Raw genomic sequence first — 21701 nt, 5'->3', positions numbered from 1 at the left:
TATCCCTAAGACGAATAATGGTTACATTCGAGGGCAACCCTACACGAAGTCCAACAACCTGTCTCCAGGATAAGCACGCAAAGTGAAAACAGGCAGATGAACCTGCTTAAACCATGAGCCAGCGCGCGAACAATACAGGGATTCAGTTGTCGGAGTACCCGATTATCCATTAAAATGGATCGGATCAATATAAGCACACAAAGGGGGAAGTGCTTACTAATTATGAAACATAAACTACAAATGATGAAAATGCGTTGGTTGGGTGCAGCAGTCATGTTAACGCTGTATACATCATCGAGCTGGGCGTTCAGTATTGATGATGTTGCAAAACAAGCTCAATCCTTAGCCGGGAAAGGCTATGAGGCGCCAAAAAGTAACTTGCCCTCCGTTTTCCGCGACATGAAATATGCGGATTATCAACAGATCCAGTTCAATCGCGATAAAGCGTACTGGAGCAATCTCAAGACCCCATTTAAGCTCGAGTTCTACCACCAGGGTATGTACTTCGACACGCCGGTCAAAATCAACGAAGTTACCGCCACGGCGGTGAAAAGAATCAAATACAGCCCGGATTATTTTAATTTTGGCGATGTTCAGCATGATAAAGACACGGTAAAAGATCTCGGCTTCGCCGGGTTCAAAGTGCTGTATCCGATCAACAGCAAAGATAAAAACGATGAAATCGTCAGCATGCTCGGTGCCAGCTATTTTCGCGTTCTGGGTGCAGGTCAGGTCTACGGCCTGTCAGCGCGTGGTCTCGCGATTGATACCGCTCTGCCTTCTGGTGAAGAATTTCCCCGCTTCCGTGAGTTTTGGATCGAGCGTCCGAAACCGACTGATAAACGTTTAACCATTTATGCTTTGTTGGATTCTCCGCGTGCAACCGGAGCGTATCGTTTTGTCATTATTCCAGGCCGTGACACGGTCGTGGATGTTCAGTCCAAAGTTTACCTGCGCGACAAAGTGGGCAAACTGGGTGTGGCACCGTTAACCAGTATGTTCCTGTTTGGACCGAACCAGCCGTCTCCGGCGACAAACTATCGTCCGGAACTGCATGATTCTAACGGTTTGTCTATCCACGCGGGCAATGGGGAGTGGATTTGGCGTCCGCTGAATAACCCGAAACATCTCGCGGTGAGCAGCTTCGCAATGGAAAACCCGCAAGGATTCGGACTGTTGCAGCGTGGGCGTCAGTTCTCGCGTTTTGAAGATATCGACGATCGTTACGATCTGCGCCCAAGCGCCTGGATCACGCCAAAAGGTGAATGGGGTAAAGGTAAGATTGAGTTAGTTGAAATCCCAACTAACGATGAAACGAACGATAACATCGTTGCGTACTGGACGCCGGATCAACTGCCTGAAGCGGGCAAAGAGATGAACTTCAAGTACACTTTGACGTTCACGCGTGATGAAGACAAGCTTCATGCGCCGGAAAGCGCCTGGGTACAGCAGACTCGTCGTTCTACCGGTGATGTAAAACAGTCCAACCTGATTCGTCAGCCTGACGGTACCATCGCGTTTGTGGTGGACTTTACCGGCACAGATATGAAAAAGCTGCCGCAGGATACCCCGGTTACCGCACAAACCAGTATTGGCGACAACGGTGAAATCGTTGAAAGCACTGTGCGCTATAACCCGGTATCTAAGGGTTGGCGTTTGATGCTGCGCGTGAAAGTGAAAGACGTGAAGAAAACCACTGAAATGCGTGCTGCCTTGGTCAATGCCGATCAGACGCTGAGTGAAACCTGGAGCTACCAGTTACCTGCCAATGAATAAGACAACTGAGTATATTGACGCAATGCCGCTTTCGGATATCGAGAAAGCGGCACTGCCGAAAACTGACATCCGCGCCGTTCATCAGGCGTTGGATGCCGAGCATCGTACTTACTCGCGCGAAGATGATTCACCGCAGGGTTCTGTGAAAGCTCGCCTTGAGCAAGCATGGCCGGATTCTTTGGCTAAAGAGCAGTTGGTTAAGGACGATGAGGGCCGCGATCAGCTGCAGGCGATGCCAAAAGCAACGCGTACCTCTATGTTCCCCGATCCCTGGCGTACCAACCCGGTTGGTCGTTTTTGGGATCGCTTGCGTGGGCGCGATGTGACGCCGCGTTATCTTTCGCGTTTGACGAAAGAAGAACAAGAAAGCGAGCAAAAATGGCGTACCGTAGGCACCATCCGCCGCTATACGCTGTTGATTCTAACGCTGGCGCAAACGGTCGTAGCAACCTGGTATATGAAGACGATCCTCCCGTATCAGGGGTGGGCATTTATTAATCCGGTAGACATGATGGGACAGAACTTGTGGGTCTCCTTTATGCAACTGCTGCCCTACATGCTGCAAACCGGAATTCTCATTTTGTTTGCCGTGCTTTTCTGTTGGGTGTCTGCGGGATTCTGGACCGCGCTGATGGGCTTCCTGCAACTGTTGATTGGACGAGATAAGTACAGTATCTCGGCCTCAACGGTTGGGGATGAACCGCTGAATCCTGAACACCGTACCGCGCTGATTATGCCTATCTGTAACGAGGACGTTGACCGCGTATTTGCGGGACTGCGCGCTACGTGGGAATCGGTCAAAGCAACGGGCAACGCCGAACATTTCGATGTTTATATCCTGAGCGACAGCTACAACCCTGATATCTGCGTGGCAGAACAAAAAGCGTGGATGGAGCTGATTGCTGAGGTGCAGGGCGAAGGGCAGATTTTCTACCGCCGTCGCCGTCGTCGCGTGAAGCGTAAAAGCGGCAACATTGATGACTTTTGTCGTCGCTGGGGAAATCAGTACAGCTACATGGTAGTGCTGGACGCTGACTCAGTGATGAGTGGTGACTGTCTGAGCGGCCTGGTGCGTCTGATGGAAGCGAATCCGAATGCCGGGATTATCCAGTCTTCACCGAAGGCTTCCGGTATGGATACGCTGTATGCGCGCTGCCAGCAGTTTGCGACCCGTGTTTACGGACCGCTGTTTACCGCCGGGCTTCACTTCTGGCAGTTAGGGGAATCACACTATTGGGGCCACAACGCAATTATCCGCGTGAAGCCATTTATCGAGCACTGTGCGCTCGCGCCGTTACCGGGCGAAGGCTCGTTTGCGGGATCGATCCTCTCCCATGACTTCGTGGAAGCGGCATTGATGCGTCGTGCTGGCTGGGGTGTGTGGATTGCTTACGATCTGCCGGGATCTTATGAAGAGCTGCCGCCGAACCTGCTGGATGAACTCAAGCGCGACCGCCGCTGGTGCCACGGTAACCTGATGAACTTCCGTTTGTTCCTGGTGAAAGGGATGCACCCGGTTCACCGTGCGGTATTCCTGACCGGTGTAATGTCCTATCTGTCTGCGCCGCTTTGGTTTATGTTCCTCGCGCTCTCTACCGCATTGCAGGTGGTGCATGCGTTGACGGAGCCGCAGTACTTCCTGCAACCGCGCCAGCTATTCCCGGTATGGCCGCAATGGCGACCTGAACTGGCGATCGCGCTGTTTGCTTCAACAATGGTGCTGCTGTTCCTGCCGAAGCTGCTGAGTATTTTGCTCATCTGGTGTAAAGGGACGAAAGAGTACGGCGGGTTTATCCGCGTCACGCTGTCGCTACTGTTGGAAGTTCTGTTCTCCGTGCTGCTGGCGCCGGTGCGTATGCTGTTCCACACCGTCTTCGTCGTGAGTGCCTTCCTCGGTTGGGAAGTTGTGTGGAATTCACCGCAGCGCGATGACGATTCGACCCCGTGGGGTGAAGCGTTTATGCGTCACGGTTCTCAGTTACTGCTGGGGCTGGTGTGGGCTGTGGGTATGGCCTGGCTGGATCTGCGTTTCCTGTTCTGGCTGGCACCGATTGTCTTCTCGCTGATCCTGTCACCGTTTGTTTCCGTGATTTCCAGCCGTTCCACGGTGGGGTTACGTACCAAGCGCTGGAAGCTGTTCCTGATCCCGGAAGAGTATTCTCCGCCGCAGGTGCTGGTGGATACCGATACCTATCTGGTGATGAACCGTAAACGTACGCTGGACGATGGCTTTATGCATGCGGTGTTTAATCCGTCGTTTAACGCACTGGCCACGGCCATGGCGACTGCACGCCACCGCGCCAGCAACGTGCTGGAGATTGCACGCGATCGTCATGTGGAACAGGCACTGAACGAAACGCCGGAGAAACTGAATCGCGATCGCCGCCTGGTGTTGTTGAGCGATCCTGTGACCATGGCGCGTTTACATTACCGTGTCTGGAATTCACCTGATAAGTATTCTTCGTGGGTGAACTACTATCAGGGACTGACACTGAACCCGCTGGCGCTCAGGAAAAAATAAGCGTTCTGTAACGTGAAAATACCGGCCTGGTGCCGGTATTTTTTTATATTGAATAGAATGAGTCGTGAGGTAGCAGGTGCGAATATTGGCTGTAGGAATAATGATCTTCTTCCTGAGCGGATGCGGCAGCATTATTAGTCGTACCATCCCAGGGCAAGGACACGGAAACCAATACTATCCTGGCGTGCAATGGGATGTTAGGGACTCCGCATGGCGCTACGTCACTATCCTCGATCTGCCATTTTCGCTGGTGTTTGATACGTTGCTGCTGCCGCTCGACATACATCATGGACCTTACGAGTAATTATCGCTCATCCCATTCATCGGCTGCGGTCTGTCCCTCTTCAGTATCAAGGGGAGGTTCCAGCTGGAATTCACCTTCATCCCATTCGTGAAGCGTATTTTCTTCCTGCCACTCCTGGCGGATTTCAATTTCATCATAGTCGCCATCAAAAACGCTCTGGGCCGCTTCTCCGCTCAGAATTGGAAGACATTCACCATCTACATCATCCTCGTCAGCAAAGAATTCCGCCTGCCACATAATGTCGCCATCCTGTAGCACGTATTTTTGGACGCTTAGCTGTTGAACGCTGGCGTCGTCTGACTCAAGGTCAGGGTTATCAGCCAGAAACACTTCACGAGCTGCATCAATAGCCTCTTCCAACGTGGCATAAAAATTCATGTCATTCTTTGCCATATTTCTTCTCCTAAGGCGAACAATAAAGGGGGATGATTCAATCTATAGACGGCGATCCGCAGAGCGTCAAACCCGTTAGCTGCATGGCTCACTCAATCAGATGATTACTGCCTGCAATGCCTACGAGACTGGGGGAAAGTAACTTCGGTTGTTTATGAAAAATTTACATTGGCAGATACTGAAGCCGACGTAATATCAGGAAAAAAATTCAAGAAAAAATAGTAATGTATGTGGTTTGCAATGTAGTAATGAAAATCGAAAAATTAAAAAATGACGTTATATAAGGAAATCTTCAGGGTTAAACGTTATCTTTTATGTGTTTTAGAGAGGGAATCCGATCGCTTATGACGTAATATTTCATAACTTAATAAAAACAAAGAAGAAAATTAATGCCCAATACGGAAGTGTCGCAGGTGCAATCAATGAAAGTGGCTAAACTTAGTGGTGTCTCTGATAGTGACAAAGTATCTTTTGTGTATGGGGGCTGTGAATGGTGTGGGTGATACTAAAATAGTATACATAATAAAATGTTATTAATGACAAAGGTTATAAATCTATAAGAAACCATTAAATAAGAAATGAATTAGTGTCATTGAATCTGTGCAGATATAATAGTTTGCAAAATCTTATGCTTTATTATATAAAATGCAAAATTAAGAGAGCCCTTAAGGTTGTTATGGATAACGGCAATTCAAATAATAGAAGGTTAATGGCTTTCTATATAATCTGTTTGGCTAGCTATGTTCTTGGTGGAGTGTGTCTTACACAATTTAAATTAACGATACAAAGTGTGCCGCAAACAGTATATCTGATTATAATTGTAGGGTTATTCTTTTTATATGGGATAATCTTCCTGTTTATGTTATTCCAGTATCTTTGTAGAAAAGATCTCACCTGCCTTATGATATTAGGTATGGCGTTTCTTGGGAATAACATATTTTTCATCGAGACTATCTACATCGTTCAGGACTTGATTAATGATTATGCCTCAATCGAAAAAAGAACTAACGATATAGCCATATTCTATTACTTTCGGCAGATTAGTTTCATTGCTCTGCTATTTGTTTCATTAAAATCTTATAAAGTATCCTCGACAGTTATTGAAACCAAAGAAAGAGAACCTTGCTATATCGTTCTGTCTTTTTTAATCATGCTTGTTATCGCGGTGGTGGCGCACGCTCTGGCCAGTTACAACCCTAATTTTACACTCGAGATCACAAGCCTGAAGCCTGATAATGTCACCGTGCACTGGCATATTGGGTACATTTATTCGCTTATTGTATCCTGGGGACTGGTCCTGTTGTATTTAATCATTAAAACCAGAACGCATAACATCTTGTGGAAAAGTATAGGGCTACTGTGTTGCTCAGCAATATTGACCAATGTACTACTTCTGAGCCTGGATGAATATAGCATGTATATTTGGTATGTAAGCCGGGGGATTGAGGTGATAAGTGCCCTGTGTATAATCTCAATACTGATGTACAACACCTTCATCATCTTAAAAAAAGAAACGGATTCAGCTATTAAAGACGCAATGACTAAAATATATAATCGTAAACTATTCTATAAGTCATTAAAATCATCATTAGCAAAAGGCACAGTATGTGTAATGGTTCTGGATATTGATAAATTCAAACGGATTAATGATACTTACGGTCATCAGGAAGGTGACAGAGTGATAATCAGCATTGTCGACATTGTCAATAAATCAATCAGAGATACGGATATTTTTGCCAGAGTAGGTGGCGAAGAATTTGCGATCCTTCTTAAGTGTAACGATAAAGATGAGGCAATTGTTGTTGCAGAGCGAATTAGGCGAAATGTAGAGAATGGTACGACAATACCAAATTCATATAATTTAAAAGAAAAAATGACGATCAGTATCGGTGTATATTGCAGCAAAATTGATGATGAATCAGCGGATAAAGTTGTTTCATACGCCGATACCGCTTTGTATGAAGCCAAAAATTCTGGCAGAAATAAGGTGTGTTACTATTATCATTAAGGTTGAAATATACGCCGTGTAAGATAAGTTTATTATTCCGAACCGGCGAATACAAATACACAAATCATCCCACGACCTCTGTACTCCGACGACGGCGCAGGCTATTCCACGAGTACAGGGCGTTAAACAGTACGATGCCCGCGGTCACACAGAAAACGGCACGAAAACCGTAGTTGGCGGATATCGCTGCCCCCATTAGAGGTCCTGTTACGTTACCGATATCGCGAAATGACTGGTTATAACTGAAAATACGTCCAGCTATTTGATTGGTCGAGTTGTAAACCAGCAGCGTTTGTACCGCCGGGAGCAGAGCGCCGTCGGCTGCACCCAATAAAAAGCGCAGAACACCAAGCTGCCAGGGCGTATGGACAAATGACATTGGAATAAGCAGTAACACAGAAACGATCAGCGCGACGATCAGGATCTTCTCCGGGCCAATTCGATCGCCTAATTTGCCAAGTTTCGGAGCGCTGATTAATGCCGCAACGCCGGGGACAGAGGCTATCATCCCACTGATAAACGCAATATTGCTGACGTTGCCAGCCAACTCTCGAACGTACAGGGTCAGTATTGGCGCGATAGAACCGGTGGCTACCTGAATGATCAAAGTGGTGATAAACAGGCTCAGCACCAGTTTGGGGTTCTTTAAAGAGGCCACGACTTCACGAATGTGCAGCATCTCCTTCTTGCTCACCGGCTGGAAACGCTCGCGGATAAAAAATAGCGTCAGGATGAAGCAGACCAGCAGCACGCTGGCGGTGATGAAAAATACCGGGCGTAATCCGTACTGATCCGCGAGCAGCCCGCCAGCTAGCGGCCCGAGCAGTGCGCCACTAACGCCACCGGTTGAAAGCGTTCCCAGTGCCCAGCCGCTTTTATTGCGTGGAACCTGGGTGGCGATCAGTGCATTCGCATTGGGAATGAATCCACCAAGCAGCCCTAACAAGGCGCGCAGGATTAAGAACTGCCAGATATTTTGCGCCAGTCCCATCAGCAGCATCACAATTGCCATGCCCAACGCGGAACGCAGTAGCATGATTTTTCGTCCTTTGCGATCGGCAAGGCCACCCCAGAAAGGAGAGGCAATGGCTGAAAAGAGAAAGGTGATGCTGAAGACCAGGCCTGACCACATATTCAGGGCGCTATGACCCGTGACGCCGAGACTCTCGACGTAAAGAGGCAAAAAGGGCATGACCAGGCTAAATGCTGCTCCGGTTAAAAAACAACCTAACCAGGCAACGGTGAGGTTGCGTTTCCAGTTTATGGGGGCATCTGAGGGTGACATAGCGATCCGCAGTGTGATGCGCTGTTTGCGCTATCGATTGAATATAAGTAAGCAGGCTAATTATGCGCCTGGTTGATAGTTGCTGCAATGCGGATAGCAGTTAAACCTAAAACGGGTAGGGAGCGGGTTGCAGCCCACTGGGCTGCAACTCTGCGTCAGTACAGAGAAGGGGAGCCTTCAGGACGCGTCTTGAAGCGACGATGCAACCACATATACTGCTCTGGCGCCATCATTATGCATTGCTCAACAATTTTGTTCATCCACGCAGCAGTGGTTTCTGCGTCGTCCAACGGTGGTGAGCATTCTGGAGGCAACATAATCAATTGATACCCTTTACCGTCAGGTTTGCGGCGGGGAACAAACGGTACCAGGCAGGCATTGGACATGCGCGAAAGCATCCAGGTCCCTGAGGTTGTTGCGGCTTGTTCAACGGCAAAAAGTGGTACAAACACGCTGGCGCGAGGGCCGTAATCATGATCCGGCGCGTACCAGACCACTTCGCCCTTTTTCAAGGCTTTAATCATCCCTTTCAGGTCTTTACGATCGAGCATTGATTTATTCGAGCGCATGCGGCCCCAGGTTTGTAGCCAGTCCAGCAGCGGATTGTCGTTAGGCCGATACACACCAATACCCGGCTCCTGCAAGCCAAACTGGCGCGCACCCAGTTCCAGAGTCAGAAAGTGCAGACCCACTAACAGAATCCCGCGTTTTTGCGCCTGAACATCACGGATATGTTCCATTCCGATCACTTCCGTCCAGCGCGAAATACGCTTATCGGACCAAAACCAGGCCATCCCGGTTTCCATTACGCCCATACCTACGGATTCAAAGTTCTTGACGACCATCTGCTGGCGTTCCTGCTCACTCATCTGCGGGAAGCACAGTTCCAGATTTCGGGAAACAATTTTTGCCCGACGTTTCATCAAACGTAGCGCCAGTCGACCTAATGCACAGCCCAACTTAAAGAGGATGGGGTAGGGTAACTGCACGATTAACCAAAGGATGCCAATACCCAGCCAGGTTAACCAATAGCGTGGATGCAGTAACGCAGCCGAAAACTTGGGTAAATTCGTCATGTCTATCCTGTCTTCAAACGACCAATTCCCTGTATTGTCGCATTTTTTCGCGCGTATCAAAAATTTGTGACGGGAGAACGGTGATTAATTCTGCAATTGTTGTTGCGGTTTTATCGTGAAGTATGAAATGTAGCGTAAAATGTGTGGATGTAAATTGGCGATGTTTGCTTTATTATGCCGCCGATTTTCATTTATTCCTTATTTGCAGGATACGTACACCATGCCAGTGTTACACAACCGCATTTCGAACGACGCCCTCAAAGCCAAAATGCTGGCCGAGACCGAGCCGCGCACGACGATCTCATTCTATAAATATTTCACCATTGCCAATCCTCAGCACACGCGTGATGCGCTGTACCAGATGTTCACCGCATTGAACGTCTTTGGGCGAGTATATCTTGCCCATGAAGGAATTAACGCGCAAATCAGCGTACCGCAAAGCAACGTCGAAGCATTTCGCCAGCAGCTCTATGCGTTTGATGCTGCATTGAAGGATTTACGTCTGAATATTGCGCTGGATGATGACGGTAAATCGTTCTGGGTACTGCGTATGAAAGTCCGCGAACGTATCGTGGCGGATGGTATTGACGATCCAGACTTTGACGCCAGCAACGTGGGGGATTATCTCAAGGCAGCAGAAGTGAACGCCATGCTGGACGATCCTGAAGCGGTATTCATTGATATGCGCAACCACTATGAATATGAGGTGGGTCATTTCGAGAATGCGCTGGAGATCCCGGCAGACACGTTCCGCGACCAGTTGCCGAAAGCGGTTGAAATGATGCAGGCGCATAAAGATAAAAAAATCGTGATGTACTGCACGGGTGGGATCCGCTGTGAGAAAGCCAGCGCCTGGATGAAACACAATGGATTTAGCAAAGTCTGGCACATTGAGGGCGGTATTATTGAGTATGCCCGCAAGGCGCGTGAACAGGGGCTTCCGGTACGTTTTGTCGGTAAAAACTTTGTCTTTGATGAGCGTATGGGCGAAAGGATCTCTGAAGATGTTATCGCGCATTGCCATCAGTGCGGCACGGCGTGCGATAGCCATACTAATTGCAAAAATGATGGCTGCCATCTGTTGTTTATTCAGTGCCCGGCTTGTGCGCAGAAATATAAAGGCTGCTGTAGCGAGCTGTGTAGCGAAGAGAGTGAGTTGCCGGAAGAGGAACAACGGCGTCGTCGTGCGGGGCGTGAAAATGGCAATAAAATCTTCAATAAATCACGCGGTCACCTGAATACCAAACTGGGTATTCCAGACCCTGCGCAATAACATGATGCCGGATGAGGGGTAGTACCTCATCCGGTAATTCATGCGTTACTTCTGCTGAACACCTTCCACTGAGATGATCAAATCGACTTCCTGCGATGCAGGGCCGAGATCGGTGGTGATGTTGAAATCCTTCAGCTTAATCTTACCTTGCGCTTCAAAACCAGCGCGCGTACCGCCCCAGGGATCACCACCCTGACCGATGAGCTTCGCGTCCAGCGTAACCGGTTTGGTAACGCCGTTCAGGGTCAAATTACCGGTGATATCCAGGTCATTCCCCTCTTTTTTCACGCTGGTGGAGCTGAAGGTCGCCTGCGGGAATTTTGCCACGTTAAGGAAATCTGCACTGCGCAGATGCTTGTCGCGTTCGGCGTGATTAGTGTCAACGCTGTTGGTGTTGATGGTTACGTTAACCTTATCGGCTGCGGGATTTTTCTCATCAAAGGTAAACGTACCGTCGAAATCTTTGAAAGTGCCGTACAGCCAGCTGTAACCCAGATGCTGAATACGGAAATTAACAAAGGCATGCTGTCCTTCCTTGTCAATTTTGTAATCTGCCGCCACGGCCGACCCGGTGGTGAATAACAGAGAAGCGAGTGTAAGTCCCAGCAGGTTTTTTTTCATTTTAAGCTCCATAGTCAGATGACGATTTTCCCAACATGCGATTGAGGGTATCGTCGTTATCAATAAAGTGATGTTTCAGGGCCATCAGTCCGTGTAGTAGGGATAAAATCACCACGGTCCACGCAAGCCACAGGTGCAAGCTACCGGCGAGGTCGGCCTGGGTACCCGCATTGGCCAGGGTGGCAGGAATGTCAAACCAGCCAAAGACGCTTATCGCTTTGCCATCTGCGGTGGAAATCAGATATCCACTGATGACAATCGAAAAGAGCAGCAAATAAAGTGCGAGGTGACCCAGTGCCGCTGCGATACGGGTCAAACGGGAGTAGCTTGCCAACGCAGCAGGCGGAGGGGAGAACAACCGCCAGACAACGCGGATAACCAGTCCCATCATGAGTAGGATGCCGATGCTTTTATGCAGTTCGGGGGCCTGGTGATACCAGCCGTCGTAATAGCTGAGCGTGACCATCCATAACCCCAACGCAAACATGCCATATACAGCAATCGCAATCAGCCAATGTAATGTGGCTGACACTACGCCATAGCGCTGTGGAGTATTATTGAATTGCATAAGTACACCGATTGATATTTCAGAAGTGAATGAAAATGGCGTGTAAAAGACATTAATGCAACTAATAAATAACAATTGTGATGATATTTATTTTTTGTTCAATAAAGTTGACTGATTGTTGAGGTAATCATCAAGAGATTAGTGCGAAAATATGTGGTGGGGCTTAGTCTATGGGATGTTATGGTTTTTGTTATTGTTCAGTTTATTGCAATGAAAATTAAGCTAATCTCAATTTTTGTCAACTATTGTCAGCGCGCAGGAATTAGAAAAACATAATATATATTACATCCATAATGGCCAGCAGCGACCATAAAATAATGTAGAGCATAAGGTGCTCGCGAATATTATTAACCAGATAGTGAAAGATACGGCGCATTGACGTTATTCCTGTCATTAAAAATGGCCTCACCAACGAGGCCATTCATTTATTATCACTTAAAACGGCTTAGCCTGAAGGGGGTCAGGTCAAATTCAGACGGTTTGTCCTGAGCGAAGTCTGCCGCAATCTCTCCCAGTACAGAAGCAAACTTAAAGCCATGTCCGCTCAGCCCGGTAATGATCAGCGTATTGTCATGTTCCGGCAGAGTATCAATTATAAAGTCCTCATCCGGTGAATTATCGTAAGTGCAGGATGCGCCGTGCAGGCAACAGCCAACGCCAGGCAGAATTGTGCGCAGGAATGGGAAGGCTTCAGAACCGTCGCTGGCTACAGCGGCAAATGGCTTACGCTCTTCTGCAGAGTGAATTACCTGTCCTCCATTGTGCTTACCAATTTTCAGCTCGTCGTTTTCAGCCGGGAAACCGTAGTATTGATCGCCATTTGGCAGTTCGCCGGTGAAGGCCGGGAAGTTATTCTTAACGCTGTAGCGCCCATCGGCCTGATACCAGGCGAACACTTTGCGCACAGGTTGTATCGGTAGTTCAGGGACTAAAGCCTGCACCCAGGTACCGGCGCTGATCACTGCTTTCTTCGCGTGGTAGTCACCGTCAACCGTTTCTACCGTGATGCCATCATCACCGTGATGAATTGCGCTGACCGGGCATTTAAACAGTTGCGCACAGCCTGCTTCTTCCGCCAGACGGATCCAGGTTTTAATTGCTAACTCACTGCGTAAAAAACCGGACTCCGCTTCAAACAGACCGATATAGTTGTCAGGTACGCGAATTTCCGGCCAGCGAGCCATGATGGCCGCTGCATCTAATTGTTCAACGTTAAGTTGCCACTGTTTTGCGCTTTGCGCTGCAGTTGCTAAGAAGGTTGACTCTGCCGGACCGAGGTTGATAACTCCGGAGCGAACAAAAATCGGTTCTTCATTATGGGTGGACAGTTCATCCCACAATGTTTGCGCACGTAGCACCAGCGGAACGTATTTTTCGCCTTCGCCATAAGCATGACGAATTAATCGAGTATCGCCGTGGTGGCTGCCCTGTTGATGTGGTGGCATATGCGCATCGATCATCAGAACCTTCAGACCTGCACGAGTGGCATAGTATCCAGCTGCGGCGCCTACCGAACCGCTGCCAATAATGATTAAGTCGTATTTCATCCGCTTCTCTCTGCAATCGCGATAGTAGAAGGGTAAATAACTGACCTGGAATATTCAACCTGGAAATAAGAAAGGCACCGCTAAGGTGCCTTTTGATGGTTGGATGTATCAGGTTTAATGTCGCTGATACTCATTTACCTGGTAATCGCCAGATTCAATTTTGGCGATTCCTGCTTCTAATATCGAAATAAATTGCCTGGCAACATCAGTGGTTAACCAGAGCGTTTGACCAACTTCAGTCCCATCCGGGTCAGGGCGGTTCGGGGTTTGGTAGTGCAAACGCAGCATCAGCGCATCGTAGCTATCAACAGTGCTGATGTCCCACCCTACAAGCGGATGAGTCTGAATGACTTCATTATTCTTTTCCATCATGCCCCCTAATTCGTGTTACTAGACAACGGTTTTCGAGGTTCAATGCGTTTTTTTCTGAAGCAACTTCAGTATATCAATAAATAAGGGTATTCATTGAAAATTTAAAGAGGGAAGGGCATAAATTTTTTGTTTTCAGCGTTATCTGACTAAGAAACCGACATGTTATTCATTTTTTTTTAGTATGTTGCACAATTATTTTGTTGTTTTGGTTAAAAGATAATCGGTGGGTTAATATTAAATTAAATGCTCGTCAGAAGAAATGTGCGATTGATTACAAGATAGCGTGTATAAAAAAGCCGGGGCGACCCGGCAAACAAACATCACTGCATATCATTATTTATTCGTTGATGAACCAGTCATCCGCGCTTTCCCAGGTTTCCTGTAGGATTTCGCTGATGCGTTCTTTGTCCTCTTTGGTCGCGCCAATAACCGACAGATTGTTTGCGCCGGCATAACGGACGGTAACGTTACCTTCGTTATCCGGAAAATGGTGCTGAATACGGCGGGAGAGTTCACCTGCCAGTGCGTCAATTGCACCGGCAGGTAAAGGTGAAGTTTTAGCAATAGTGACTTCAATACGCATAGTAGCCCCCTGTGGAATATACTGTTTATTTATACAGTTATTCGAATCGGTTGGCTACACTTTTTTTAGCTTTTTACTGACCAGCGTACCGTTTCGCCACCCAGGAAAGGCACCAGCGTATCGTCTTCCAACGCTATGCTCTCAGGAACCAGGTGCTCCACGCGTTCCAGCTCAATAAAGGTCTCATTTACGGGCAAACCATAGAACTGTGGGCCGTTGAGTGAGCAGAAGGCTTCGAAATGGTCCAGCGCATTCATCTCTTCAAACACGGTGGTATAGCTGCCTAGTGCGGTCGGTGCATTAAAGCATCCAGCACAGCCACAGCTTGACTCTTTGCGATGACGTGCGTGCGGCGCTGAGTCGGTACCGAGGAAGGCGCGCGTAAACCCGCTGGCAACCAGTTCACGCAGCGCCTGTTGGTGGACGTTACGTTTGAGGATCGGCAGGCAGTACAGGTGAGGACGAATCCCGCCAACCAGCATGTGGTTGCGGTTAAACATCAGGTGCTGTGGCGTAATAGTCGCTGCCAGAAGCTCGTTACCGTCGCGCACGTATTCGGCAGCATCTTTGGTAGTGATATGCTCGAACACTACTTTCAGCGAGGTCAAACGCTGGCGCAGCGGTTCCATCACCGTTTCAATAAAGCGCGCTTCGCGATCGAAAATATCGATATCTGCATGCGTCACTTCGCCGTGCACCAGCAGCGGCATACCCAATTTTTCCATCCTCTCCAGCACCGGCATGATGGCGTCAATAGAGGTTACGCCATGCGTCGAGTTGGTGGTGGCATTGGCCGGATAGAGTTTTGCTGCGGTGAATACGCCTTCGTTAAATCCACGTTCCAGCTCGTTGGGATCCAGCGTATCCGTTAAGTAGCAGGTCATTAATGGTGTGAAGTCGTGTCCAGCAGGTACCGCGTCAAGAATGCGCTGGCGATAAGCGATAGCCGCGTCAACCGTGGTGACGGGCGGTGCCAGGTTCGGCATGACAATGGCGCGACCATAAATTTCACTGGTGTAGGGCACGACAGTTTTTAACATGTCGCCATCGCGAAAGTGAAGATGCCAGTCGTCTGGGCGGCGGATCTTTAAAACCTGGGATGGTGCAGTCATTAATATGCTCCGGCTGAGGATAGTCTTTTTTGCCGGAAACAAAGGATAAGCGGAAACGTTTTCGTTTGCACGAAAAAAAAGGGCGCATCGGCGCCCTCAGTTTTATTAGTCGGTGAACGGGATGATGATTTCCCCCGGTTTCACCTCAATTCCCTTCGCCAGTTTTTTCGCCAGTGCTTCACCCTGGCTACTGTCATCCTGCAGAATGTAGGCTGGCTGCTGGTTGAAATAGTTACGCAGCGACTGGTTTAAATAAGGCATCAGCGTTTGCAGTACCGACTGCATTTTTTCTGGTGTCACGGTCGCATCCACGACTTCCATCTCTTGCAGATAAATTGCGCCTTTCTCTTTGTTGAATACCGGTAAGGCTTTTAACTTCAGCTTCATGGTCGCTTTTTGGCTGCCAAACAGGGAATTCATGTCCAGGTTGGCATCACCGGTCAGCGTCACTTTATTGGGTTCTTCACGGCCAATCTGACTGGCGAGATTATTTAGTACGATGTGTGCTTCAGCAACGCCGGGCAAGCCGATATCTTTAGAAAAGTTATTATGCTTTGCCAGGGCCTGATTAATTTCTTGCTCGCTAACCGTGTATTGCGTGAGTTGATTACAACCAACCAACAGGCCGCTGACAATCAGTGCAGCGGCAAAAAAAAACTTTTTCATGGGGTTCCTCAACATGATGCATGTGGCGTAATCGTGACACAAAGCATCATCGAGTACCAGCGCCCCGGACGCCAGCAGAAAAAACTGAAAAGCGCCGGGACGCAGGTTCGGCTATCAGGCGTCTGGCTCCAGCATGCCTCTCGTTGGGCGTTTGAGACTGAATTGCCAGCCCAGCGCCAGGAAGGTGATGAGGCCGATAATACCGAGCATCATCCAGGGCAACTCAGGCTGTGCCAGGGCTTTGCCCATGTCAAACAGCCAGCCGCCGCCGATATATCCAATTGCGCCGCCGATAGCGAGCCCCAGTCGACTGAAGCCCATATAGCTTCCTCGGGCACGTGCATTCGCCAGTGAGGCGCTAAGGGTTTCACGCGCTGGTTCGGCGATGATCGAGCCAATATAGAACGTACAGATCAGGGTGAACAACTGCTGCAAATTCCCCACCAGACCGATCGGCATCATGCTCAGAGACATCACCAGCAGACCGGCCATCAGACGATGTTCAAGGCGAAAACGTTTTTCACTCCAGCGGGCAATTGGGTAGAGCAGCGTCAAGGAGAGGCACGCCTCGATGGCATACATCCATTTCACGGCGGCCGGTGAACCTGCGATGTCGTTCACCATGATTGGCAGCATCAGCATCACCTGTACCGCCAGCATGTAATAGCCCGCCAGCGTCAGCACATAGGTGACAAAGCGCTTGTCATGCATCACGTGGCTCATCCCTTCGCGCACTGGAATTTTCACCGTCGACAGCTTCCATGCCGGGAGCAGCCAGGCGTTAAACGCCGCGCACAGAACGAACAAAATTGCGCCGGTGGCACAGACAAGACGGAAATCGTATTGCAATAACCAACTGCCAAGCAACGCGCCAACCACGGCCCCGGCGCTATCCTGCATCATCAGAATAGAGAAAAAGCGCCCGCGCTTTTCCGGGCGGATCAGTTTAACCACCAGCGCCGAGCGGGGTGGGTCGAATAGTGTACCGCCCAGTCCGGAGAGAAAGCAGGAAAACCACAGCAGCCACGGCTCATGGGCAATGCCCATGGTGGCGAACCCGGCAGCGCGCATCAGCATGCCGGTGACGATCATCGGTTTTGCACCGAAACGGTCCGCAATAGCACCGCCGAAAATACCCAACCCCTGCTGGATAAATTGACGTAATCCTAGTGCAATACCGACCATCACGGCGGCCCAGCCCATTTGGTCGACGAAACGAATTGAGATCAGCGGGAAAACGACGAAGAAACCCAGCACGACCAGCATATTATCGATGAGAAGGAAGTATTTACCCAGGTTCCTTGCCTGCGAGACTTGCGACATTTCCCCTCCAGGGAAAAACTCGTCACTCTGGATAGAGTTTAAAAGATAAGCACCTCCTATTCTGCGGTGTCGTCATCGCTTTTCCCACCCTTCGCGGGACAATATTTTTTTATCAAAAGTCCGTCTTGATAGAGAGTTTTCATCAAAATGTGTGAATAATTCAAAAAATGGCATTTTGCTCTTTTCACAGGGCGTATTCGCACAGGTATAGTAATGCGAATAGCGTATTGAAGACGTTACGGGAAGGAGTAGGTATAGAATGTTTGGCTATCGCAGTAACGTGCCAAAAGTGCGCTTAACCACCGACCGCCTGGTCGTGCGTTTAGTGCATGAGCGTGATGCCTGGCGTCTGGCAGATTATTACGCAGAAAATCGTCATTTCTTAAAACCCTGGGAACCTATTCGCGATGAAAGCCACTGCTATCCGTCCGGCTGGCAGGCGCGTCTGAGCATGATTTCTGAGTTTCATAAACAGGGCACCGCCTATTATTTTGCGCTGCTCGATCCGGACGAAAAAGAAATTATCGGCGTTGCGAACTTTTCAAACGTGGTGCGGGGATCCTTCCATGCCTGTTATCTCGGCTACTCCATTGCGCAGAAATGGCAGGGGCAGGGGCTAATGTATGAAGCCTTAACCTCGGCCATCCGTTATATGCAGCGCACGCAGCATATTCACCGCATTATGGCTAACTACATGCCACATAATAAGCGCAGCGGTGACCTGCTGGCGCGACTGGGTTTTGAAAAAGAAGGGTATGCCAAAGACTACCTGCTGATTGACGGGCAGTGGCGCGATCACGTGCTGACGGCGTTGACCACATCAGAATGGACCCCCGGCCGCTAAGTTTCAGATGCAGCCATGATTAATGGAGAAGACGATGAAATACGAATTAACCGCCACCGAAGCACGAGTGATTGGCTGTTTATTAGAAAAACAAGTGACCACGCCGGAACAGTACCCACTCTCCGTTAATGGAGTCGTAACAGCCTGCAATCAAAAAACGAATCGTGAACCGGTGATGAACCTGTCGGAATCGGACGTGCAGGAGCAGTTGGATAACCTGGTTAAGCGACATTTTCTGCGCACGGTGAGCGGTTTTGGCAATCGCGTCACGAAATATGAGCAGCGTTTCTGCAACTCTGAATTTGGCAATCTGAAGCTTAGTGCCGCAGAGGTGGCCATAATCACCACACTGCTGCTGCGGGGCGCTCAGACGCCTGGTGAACTGCGTAGCCGCGCATCCCGTATGTACGAATTCAGCGATATGGCCGAAGTGGAGTCGACGCTGGAAAATCTGGCGAACCGGGAAGATGGGCCTTATGTGATCCGCCTGTCGCGTGAGCCGGGCAAACGTGAAAGTCGCTATATGCACCTGTTTTGTGGTGAGGTTGATGAAGCCATTGCCGCGGCAGATGAACTCCCTGTAGCCTCCGGTGATCTGCAGGCGCGCGTGGAAGCGCTGGAAACGGAAGTCGCAGAGCTTAAGCAGCGACTTGATTCCTTGCTGGCGCACCTGGGAGACTAACGTGAATAAATTACGTATCGGCGTAGTCGGCCTGGGCGGTATTGCGCAAAAGGCCTGGCTACCCGTGCTAGGCACCTCCGCGGACTGGACGCTGCAAGGCGCCTTTTCACCTTCACGCGATAAAGCACAGCGTATCTGTGACACCTGGCGAATACCCTACGTGGATTCATTGAAGAATCTGGCGCAAACCTGCGACGCGGTTTTCGTCCACTCCAGTACCGCGACGCACTATGCGGTAGTCAGTGAATTGCTGAATGCCGGAGTTCACGTGTGTGTGGATAAACCGTTGGCGGAAAACCTGCACGAGGCTGAGCAACTGGTCGAGCTGGCCGCGCGGAAAAAACTCACGCTGATGGTCGGGTTTAACCGTCGATTTGCACCGCTGTACCAGGATCTCAAAACCCAGTTGGGCACCGCAGCGTCAGTACGTATGGATAAGCACCGTACGGATAGCGTTGGGCCGCACGATCTGCGCTTCACTCTGCTGGACGACTATCTGCACGTGGTCGATACCGCTTTGTGGCTGGCGGGAGGGCAGGCGCAGTTAAATAACGGCACGCTGCTGACCAATGAATCTGGTGCGATGCTCTACGCCGAGCATCATTTTTCTGTCGGTCAAATGCAGATAACGACCAGTATGCATCGCCGTGCCGGTAGCCAGCGCGAGAGCGTGCAGGCGGTGACGGACGGCGGCCTGATTGACGTCACTGATATGCGGGAATGGCGGGAGGAGCGTGGGCAAGGTGTTGTTCATAAGCCGATAGCGGGCTGGCAAACGACCTTAGAACAGCGTGGTTTTGCCGGATGTGCGCGTCATTTCATTGAGTGCGTGCAAAATCAGACGGTTCCCCAGACGGCAGGCGAGCAGGCGCTACTGGCCCAGCGTGTTGTTGAAAAGCTGTGGCGGGAGGCGATGGCTGAATAACCCCCTGTAACATCTGGCGGTAGTAATTCATTGTAATCCAGGTACTATATGCCCACTCAAAATAACACCTCTTTTCAACCATAGGCTGGTTTGTCGGCCTGATAAGGTGCCAGGGTGTCGCCATCAGGCACAGCAAAAGTGTCGGATGGCGGCGAGAATGCCTTATCCGACCTACGGGCAGGTTTGTCGGGGTTTTGCCTCAGAGTCTGGAATACAACATAGATGAATTTATTAAAGTCGCTGGCAGCCGTCAGCTCGATGACGATGTTTTCACGTGTGCTGGGTTTTGCGCGTGATGCGATTGTCGCCAGAATCTTTGGTGCAGGGATGGCGACAGATGCCTTTTTTGTGGCATTCAAACTTCCTAACCTGTTGCGCCGAATTTTTGCCGAAGGCGCATTTTCGCAGGCATTTGTGCCGATTCTTGCTGAGTACAAAAGCAAGCAGGGGGAAGATGCTACCCGCGTGTTTGTTGCCTACGTTTCCGGACTGTTGACGTTGGCGCTGGCCGTGGTGACGGTAGCCGGGATGTTGGCTGCGCCATGGGTGATATTAGTCACCGCGCCGGGATTTGCCGACACAGCGGATAAATTTGCGCTGACCACTCAACTGCTGCGGATCACTTTTCCCTATATTCTACTGATTTCACTGGCCTCACTGGTTGGTGCGATCCTTAATACCTGGAACCGCTTTTCCATTCCTGCGTTTGCCCCGACCTTTCTGAATATCAGCATGATCGGCTTCGCGCTATTTGCGGCACCCTATTTTAACCCGCCGGTGCTGGCGCTGGCGTGGGCCGTTACGGTTGGCGGCGTGCTACAGCTGATTTATCAGCTTCCGCACTTGAAGAAAATTGGCATGCTGGTGCTGCCGCGCGTGAACTTCCGTGATGCGGGGGCGATGCGTGTCGTCAAGCAAATGGGCCCGGCGATCCTGGGGGTATCTGTCAGCCAGATTTCACTGATCATCAATACGATTTTCGCCTCGTTTCTGGCCTCTGGCTCAGTTTCATGGATGTATTATGCCGACCGTCTGATGGAGTTTCCGTCCGGTGTTCTGGGCGTGGCGCTGGGGACTATCCTGCTGCCATCGCTGTCCAAAAGCTTTTCCAGCGGTAATCATGATGAATATTGTCGCCTGATGGACTGGGGCCTGCGCTTGTGTTTCCTGTTGGCATTACCGAGTGCCGTAGCGTTGGGTATTCTGGCCAAACCGCTGACGGTGTCTCTGTTCCAGTACGGTAAATTTACCGCCTTTGATGCCGCGATGACCCAGCGTGCGCTGGTGGCGTACTCGGTAGGTTTGATTGGCTTGATCGTGGTGAAAGTGTTGGCTCCGGGCTTTTACTCGCGCCAGGATATTAAAACGCCAGTGAAGATTGCCATTGTGACGCTGATTATGACCCAGGTGATGAACCTGGCGTTTATCGGGCCGTTAAAGCATGCCGGATTGTCGCTGTCGATTGGTCTGGCGGCATGTCTGAACGCTTCACTGCTGTACTGGCAACTGCGGAAACAGAAAATCTTTACCCCACAACCGGGCTGGAGCTGGTTCCTGGCGCGTCTGGTGATTTCCGTGCTGGTGATGTCTGCGGTGCTGGTTGGGATGCTCTACATCATGCCGGATTGGTCGCAGGGAACGATGTTGTGGCGTCTGCTGCGTCTGATGGCGGTCGTGGTGGCAGGTATTGCCGCTTACTTCGCAGCACTCGCCGTACTGGGCTTTAAAGTAAAAGAGTTTGTGCGTCGGACGGCGTAAAGGATCAATGCCGGATGGCGGCATAACGCCGTATCCGGCCTACAAAAGGCGTAGGCCTGATAAG

At 49.9% G+C, this 21701-nt stretch carries 21 protein-coding genes; 9 read left to right on the top strand and 12 right to left on the bottom strand.

The features are described 5' to 3' along the window. Positions 1-240: 240 nt before the first annotated feature. From mdoG to BZK40_RS14985, 3 genes are all read left to right on the top strand, one after another. Positions 241-1776, top strand: a complete 1536-nt coding sequence (gene mdoG, locus BZK40_RS14995; RefSeq protein ID WP_095533147.1) for a glucans biosynthesis protein MdoG — start codon at positions 241-243, stop codon at positions 1774-1776. After that, positions 1769-4297 (top strand): glucans biosynthesis glucosyltransferase MdoH, encoded by a 2529-nt coding sequence (gene mdoH / locus BZK40_RS14990; protein WP_048235662.1) that lies wholly within the window; start codon positions 1769-1771, stop codon positions 4295-4297. Before mdoG ends, mdoH begins: the two co-directional genes overlap by 8 nt. Positions 4298-4373: 76 nt before the next feature. Beyond that, positions 4374-4601 carry a YceK/YidQ family lipoprotein gene (locus BZK40_RS14985; protein ID WP_003832117.1) on the top strand — a complete coding sequence of 76 codons (228 nt, stop codon included), beginning with the start codon at positions 4374-4376 and terminating at the stop codon, positions 4599-4601. Here the strand turns inward: BZK40_RS14985 and BZK40_RS14980 are convergent, their stop codons facing one another. Further along, on the bottom strand, positions 4602-4979 hold the full coding sequence (locus tag BZK40_RS14980) for a MysB family protein (protein WP_008784346.1): 378 nt from the start codon (positions 4977-4979) through the stop codon (positions 4602-4604). A 691-nt stretch (positions 4980-5670) separates the two neighbouring features. Here BZK40_RS14980 and BZK40_RS14975 point away from each other — a divergent pair. Next, positions 5671-7002, top strand: a complete 1332-nt coding sequence (locus tag BZK40_RS14975) for a sensor domain-containing diguanylate cyclase (protein WP_079934931.1) — start codon at positions 5671-5673, stop codon at positions 7000-7002. A 64-nt stretch (positions 7003-7066) separates the two neighbouring features. Here BZK40_RS14975 and mdtG read toward each other — a convergent pair whose 3' ends face one another. Continuing rightward, positions 7067-8287 carry a multidrug efflux MFS transporter MdtG gene (gene mdtG / locus BZK40_RS14970; RefSeq protein WP_079934900.1) on the bottom strand — a complete coding sequence of 407 codons (1221 nt, stop codon included), beginning with the start codon at positions 8285-8287 and terminating at the stop codon, positions 7067-7069. 155 nt (positions 8288-8442) lie between these two features. Then, a complete protein-coding gene (locus BZK40_RS14965; protein ID WP_003036136.1) occupies positions 8443-9363 on the bottom strand; it encodes a Kdo(2)-lipid IV(A) acyltransferase in 921 nt (306 codons plus the stop codon). Between the two features lie 220 nt (positions 9364-9583). Between BZK40_RS14965 and trhO the strand changes: the two genes are divergently transcribed. Beyond that, entirely contained in the window at positions 9584-10636 is a 1053-nt protein-coding gene (gene trhO / locus BZK40_RS14960) for an oxygen-dependent tRNA uridine(34) hydroxylase TrhO (RefSeq protein WP_003832128.1), read from the top strand. A 45-nt stretch (positions 10637-10681) separates the two neighbouring features. Here the strand turns inward: trhO and BZK40_RS14955 are convergent, their stop codons facing one another. From BZK40_RS14955 to mdtH, 9 genes are all read right to left on the bottom strand, one after another. After that, entirely contained in the window at positions 10682-11257 is a 576-nt protein-coding gene (locus BZK40_RS14955; RefSeq protein WP_003832130.1) for a YceI family protein, read from the bottom strand. A 1-nt stretch (position 11258) separates the two neighbouring features. Continuing rightward, complete coding sequence (locus BZK40_RS14950) at positions 11259-11825, bottom strand: cytochrome b (protein ID WP_048214474.1); 567 nt, start codon at positions 11823-11825, stop codon at positions 11259-11261. Positions 11826-12087: 262 nt separating this feature from the next. Then, positions 12088-12201, bottom strand: a complete 114-nt coding sequence (locus BZK40_RS14945; RefSeq protein WP_003036148.1) for a YceO family protein — start codon at positions 12199-12201, stop codon at positions 12088-12090. 55 nt (positions 12202-12256) lie between these two features. Beyond that, on the bottom strand, positions 12257-13372 hold the full coding sequence (solA, locus tag BZK40_RS14940; RefSeq protein WP_079934899.1) for an N-methyl-L-tryptophan oxidase: 1116 nt from the start codon (positions 13370-13372) through the stop codon (positions 12257-12259). Positions 13373-13486: 114 nt separating this feature from the next. Further along, positions 13487-13741, bottom strand: coding sequence for a biofilm formation regulator BssS (gene bssS, locus BZK40_RS14935; protein ID WP_003036154.1), 255 nt, complete (start codon positions 13739-13741; stop codon positions 13487-13489). Between the two features lie 340 nt (positions 13742-14081). Beyond that, entirely contained in the window at positions 14082-14327 is a 246-nt protein-coding gene (dinI, locus tag BZK40_RS14930; protein WP_003036157.1) for a DNA damage-inducible protein I, read from the bottom strand. Between the two features lie 65 nt (positions 14328-14392). Continuing rightward, a complete protein-coding gene (gene pyrC / locus BZK40_RS14925; protein ID WP_079934898.1) occupies positions 14393-15439 on the bottom strand; it encodes a dihydroorotase in 1047 nt (348 codons plus the stop codon). 105 nt (positions 15440-15544) lie between these two features. Further along, complete coding sequence (locus tag BZK40_RS14920) at positions 15545-16105, bottom strand: lipoprotein (protein WP_020996498.1); 561 nt, start codon at positions 16103-16105, stop codon at positions 15545-15547. A 114-nt stretch (positions 16106-16219) separates the two neighbouring features. Continuing rightward, positions 16220-17428 (bottom strand): multidrug efflux MFS transporter MdtH, encoded by a 1209-nt coding sequence (gene mdtH, locus BZK40_RS14915; RefSeq protein ID WP_003832142.1) that lies wholly within the window; start codon positions 17426-17428, stop codon positions 16220-16222. A gap of 259 nt (positions 17429-17687) precedes the next feature. Between mdtH and rimJ the strand changes: the two genes are divergently transcribed. From rimJ to murJ, 4 genes are all read left to right on the top strand, one after another. Then, the gene (gene rimJ / locus BZK40_RS14910) at positions 17688-18272 is read left to right on the top strand and encodes a ribosomal protein S5-alanine N-acetyltransferase (RefSeq protein WP_003832145.1); all 585 of its coding nucleotides are present in this window, start codon (positions 17688-17690) and stop codon (positions 18270-18272) included. Positions 18273-18306: 34 nt separating this feature from the next. Then, positions 18307-18954 carry a YceH family protein gene (locus BZK40_RS14905; protein WP_032942953.1) on the top strand — a complete coding sequence of 216 codons (648 nt, stop codon included), beginning with the start codon at positions 18307-18309 and terminating at the stop codon, positions 18952-18954. Position 18955: 1 nt separating this feature from the next. Beyond that, positions 18956-19879 (top strand): Gfo/Idh/MocA family protein, encoded by a 924-nt coding sequence (locus BZK40_RS14900; RefSeq protein ID WP_079934897.1) that lies wholly within the window; start codon positions 18956-18958, stop codon positions 19877-19879. 222 nt (positions 19880-20101) lie between these two features. Then, positions 20102-21637 (top strand): murein biosynthesis integral membrane protein MurJ, encoded by a 1536-nt coding sequence (gene murJ, locus BZK40_RS14895; protein WP_003832150.1) that lies wholly within the window; start codon positions 20102-20104, stop codon positions 21635-21637. Positions 21638-21701 lie beyond the last annotated feature (64 nt).

The sequence above is a fragment of the Citrobacter portucalensis genome (genome assembly GCF_002042885.1).
Lineage (GTDB): Bacteria > Pseudomonadota > Gammaproteobacteria > Enterobacterales > Enterobacteriaceae > Citrobacter > Citrobacter portucalensis.
Note: the sequence above shows the minus strand (reverse complement) of the source record. Positions and strands in the feature narration are given on the sequence as shown.

Coding starts and splice junctions, on each gene's coding strand:
- BZK40_RS14980 (WP_008784346.1), bottom strand. CDS start 4,979: ATGAATTTTTATGCCACGTTGGAAGAGGCTATTGATGCAGCTCGTGAA.
- mdtH (WP_003832142.1), bottom strand. CDS start 17,428: ATGTCGCAAGTCTCGCAGGCAAGGAACCTGGGTAAATACTTCCTTCTC.
- murJ (WP_003832150.1), top strand. CDS start 20,102: ATGAATTTATTAAAGTCGCTGGCAGCCGTCAGCTCGATGACGATGTTT.
- mdtG (WP_079934900.1), bottom strand. CDS start 8,287: ATGTCACCCTCAGATGCCCCCATAAACTGGAAACGCAACCTCACCGTT.
- bssS (WP_003036154.1), bottom strand. CDS start 13,741: ATGGAAAAGAATAATGAAGTCATTCAGACTCATCCGCTTGTAGGGTGG.
- dinI (WP_003036157.1), bottom strand. CDS start 14,327: ATGCGTATTGAAGTCACTATTGCTAAAACTTCACCTTTACCTGCCGGT.
- BZK40_RS14955 (WP_003832130.1), bottom strand. CDS start 11,257: ATGAAAAAAAACCTGCTGGGACTTACACTCGCTTCTCTGTTATTCACC.
- BZK40_RS14965 (WP_003036136.1), bottom strand. CDS start 9,363: ATGACGAATTTACCCAAGTTTTCGGCTGCGTTACTGCATCCACGCTAT.
- BZK40_RS14975 (WP_079934931.1), top strand. CDS start 5,671: ATGGATAACGGCAATTCAAATAATAGAAGGTTAATGGCTTTCTATATA.
- BZK40_RS14950 (WP_048214474.1), bottom strand. CDS start 11,825: ATGCAATTCAATAATACTCCACAGCGCTATGGCGTAGTGTCAGCCACA.
- BZK40_RS14905 (WP_032942953.1), top strand. CDS start 18,307: ATGAAATACGAATTAACCGCCACCGAAGCACGAGTGATTGGCTGTTTA.
- solA (WP_079934899.1), bottom strand. CDS start 13,372: ATGAAATACGACTTAATCATTATTGGCAGCGGTTCGGTAGGCGCCGCA.
- BZK40_RS14945 (WP_003036148.1), bottom strand. CDS start 12,201: ATGCGCCGTATCTTTCACTATCTGGTTAATAATATTCGCGAGCACCTT.
- trhO (WP_003832128.1), top strand. CDS start 9,584: ATGCCAGTGTTACACAACCGCATTTCGAACGACGCCCTCAAAGCCAAA.
- BZK40_RS14920 (WP_020996498.1), bottom strand. CDS start 16,105: ATGAAAAAGTTTTTTTTTGCCGCTGCACTGATTGTCAGCGGCCTGTTG.
- rimJ (WP_003832145.1), top strand. CDS start 17,688: ATGTTTGGCTATCGCAGTAACGTGCCAAAAGTGCGCTTAACCACCGAC.
- mdoH (WP_048235662.1), top strand. CDS start 1,769: ATGAATAAGACAACTGAGTATATTGACGCAATGCCGCTTTCGGATATC.
- pyrC (WP_079934898.1), bottom strand. CDS start 15,439: ATGACTGCACCATCCCAGGTTTTAAAGATCCGCCGCCCAGACGACTGG.
- mdoG (WP_095533147.1), top strand. CDS start 241: ATGATGAAAATGCGTTGGTTGGGTGCAGCAGTCATGTTAACGCTGTAT.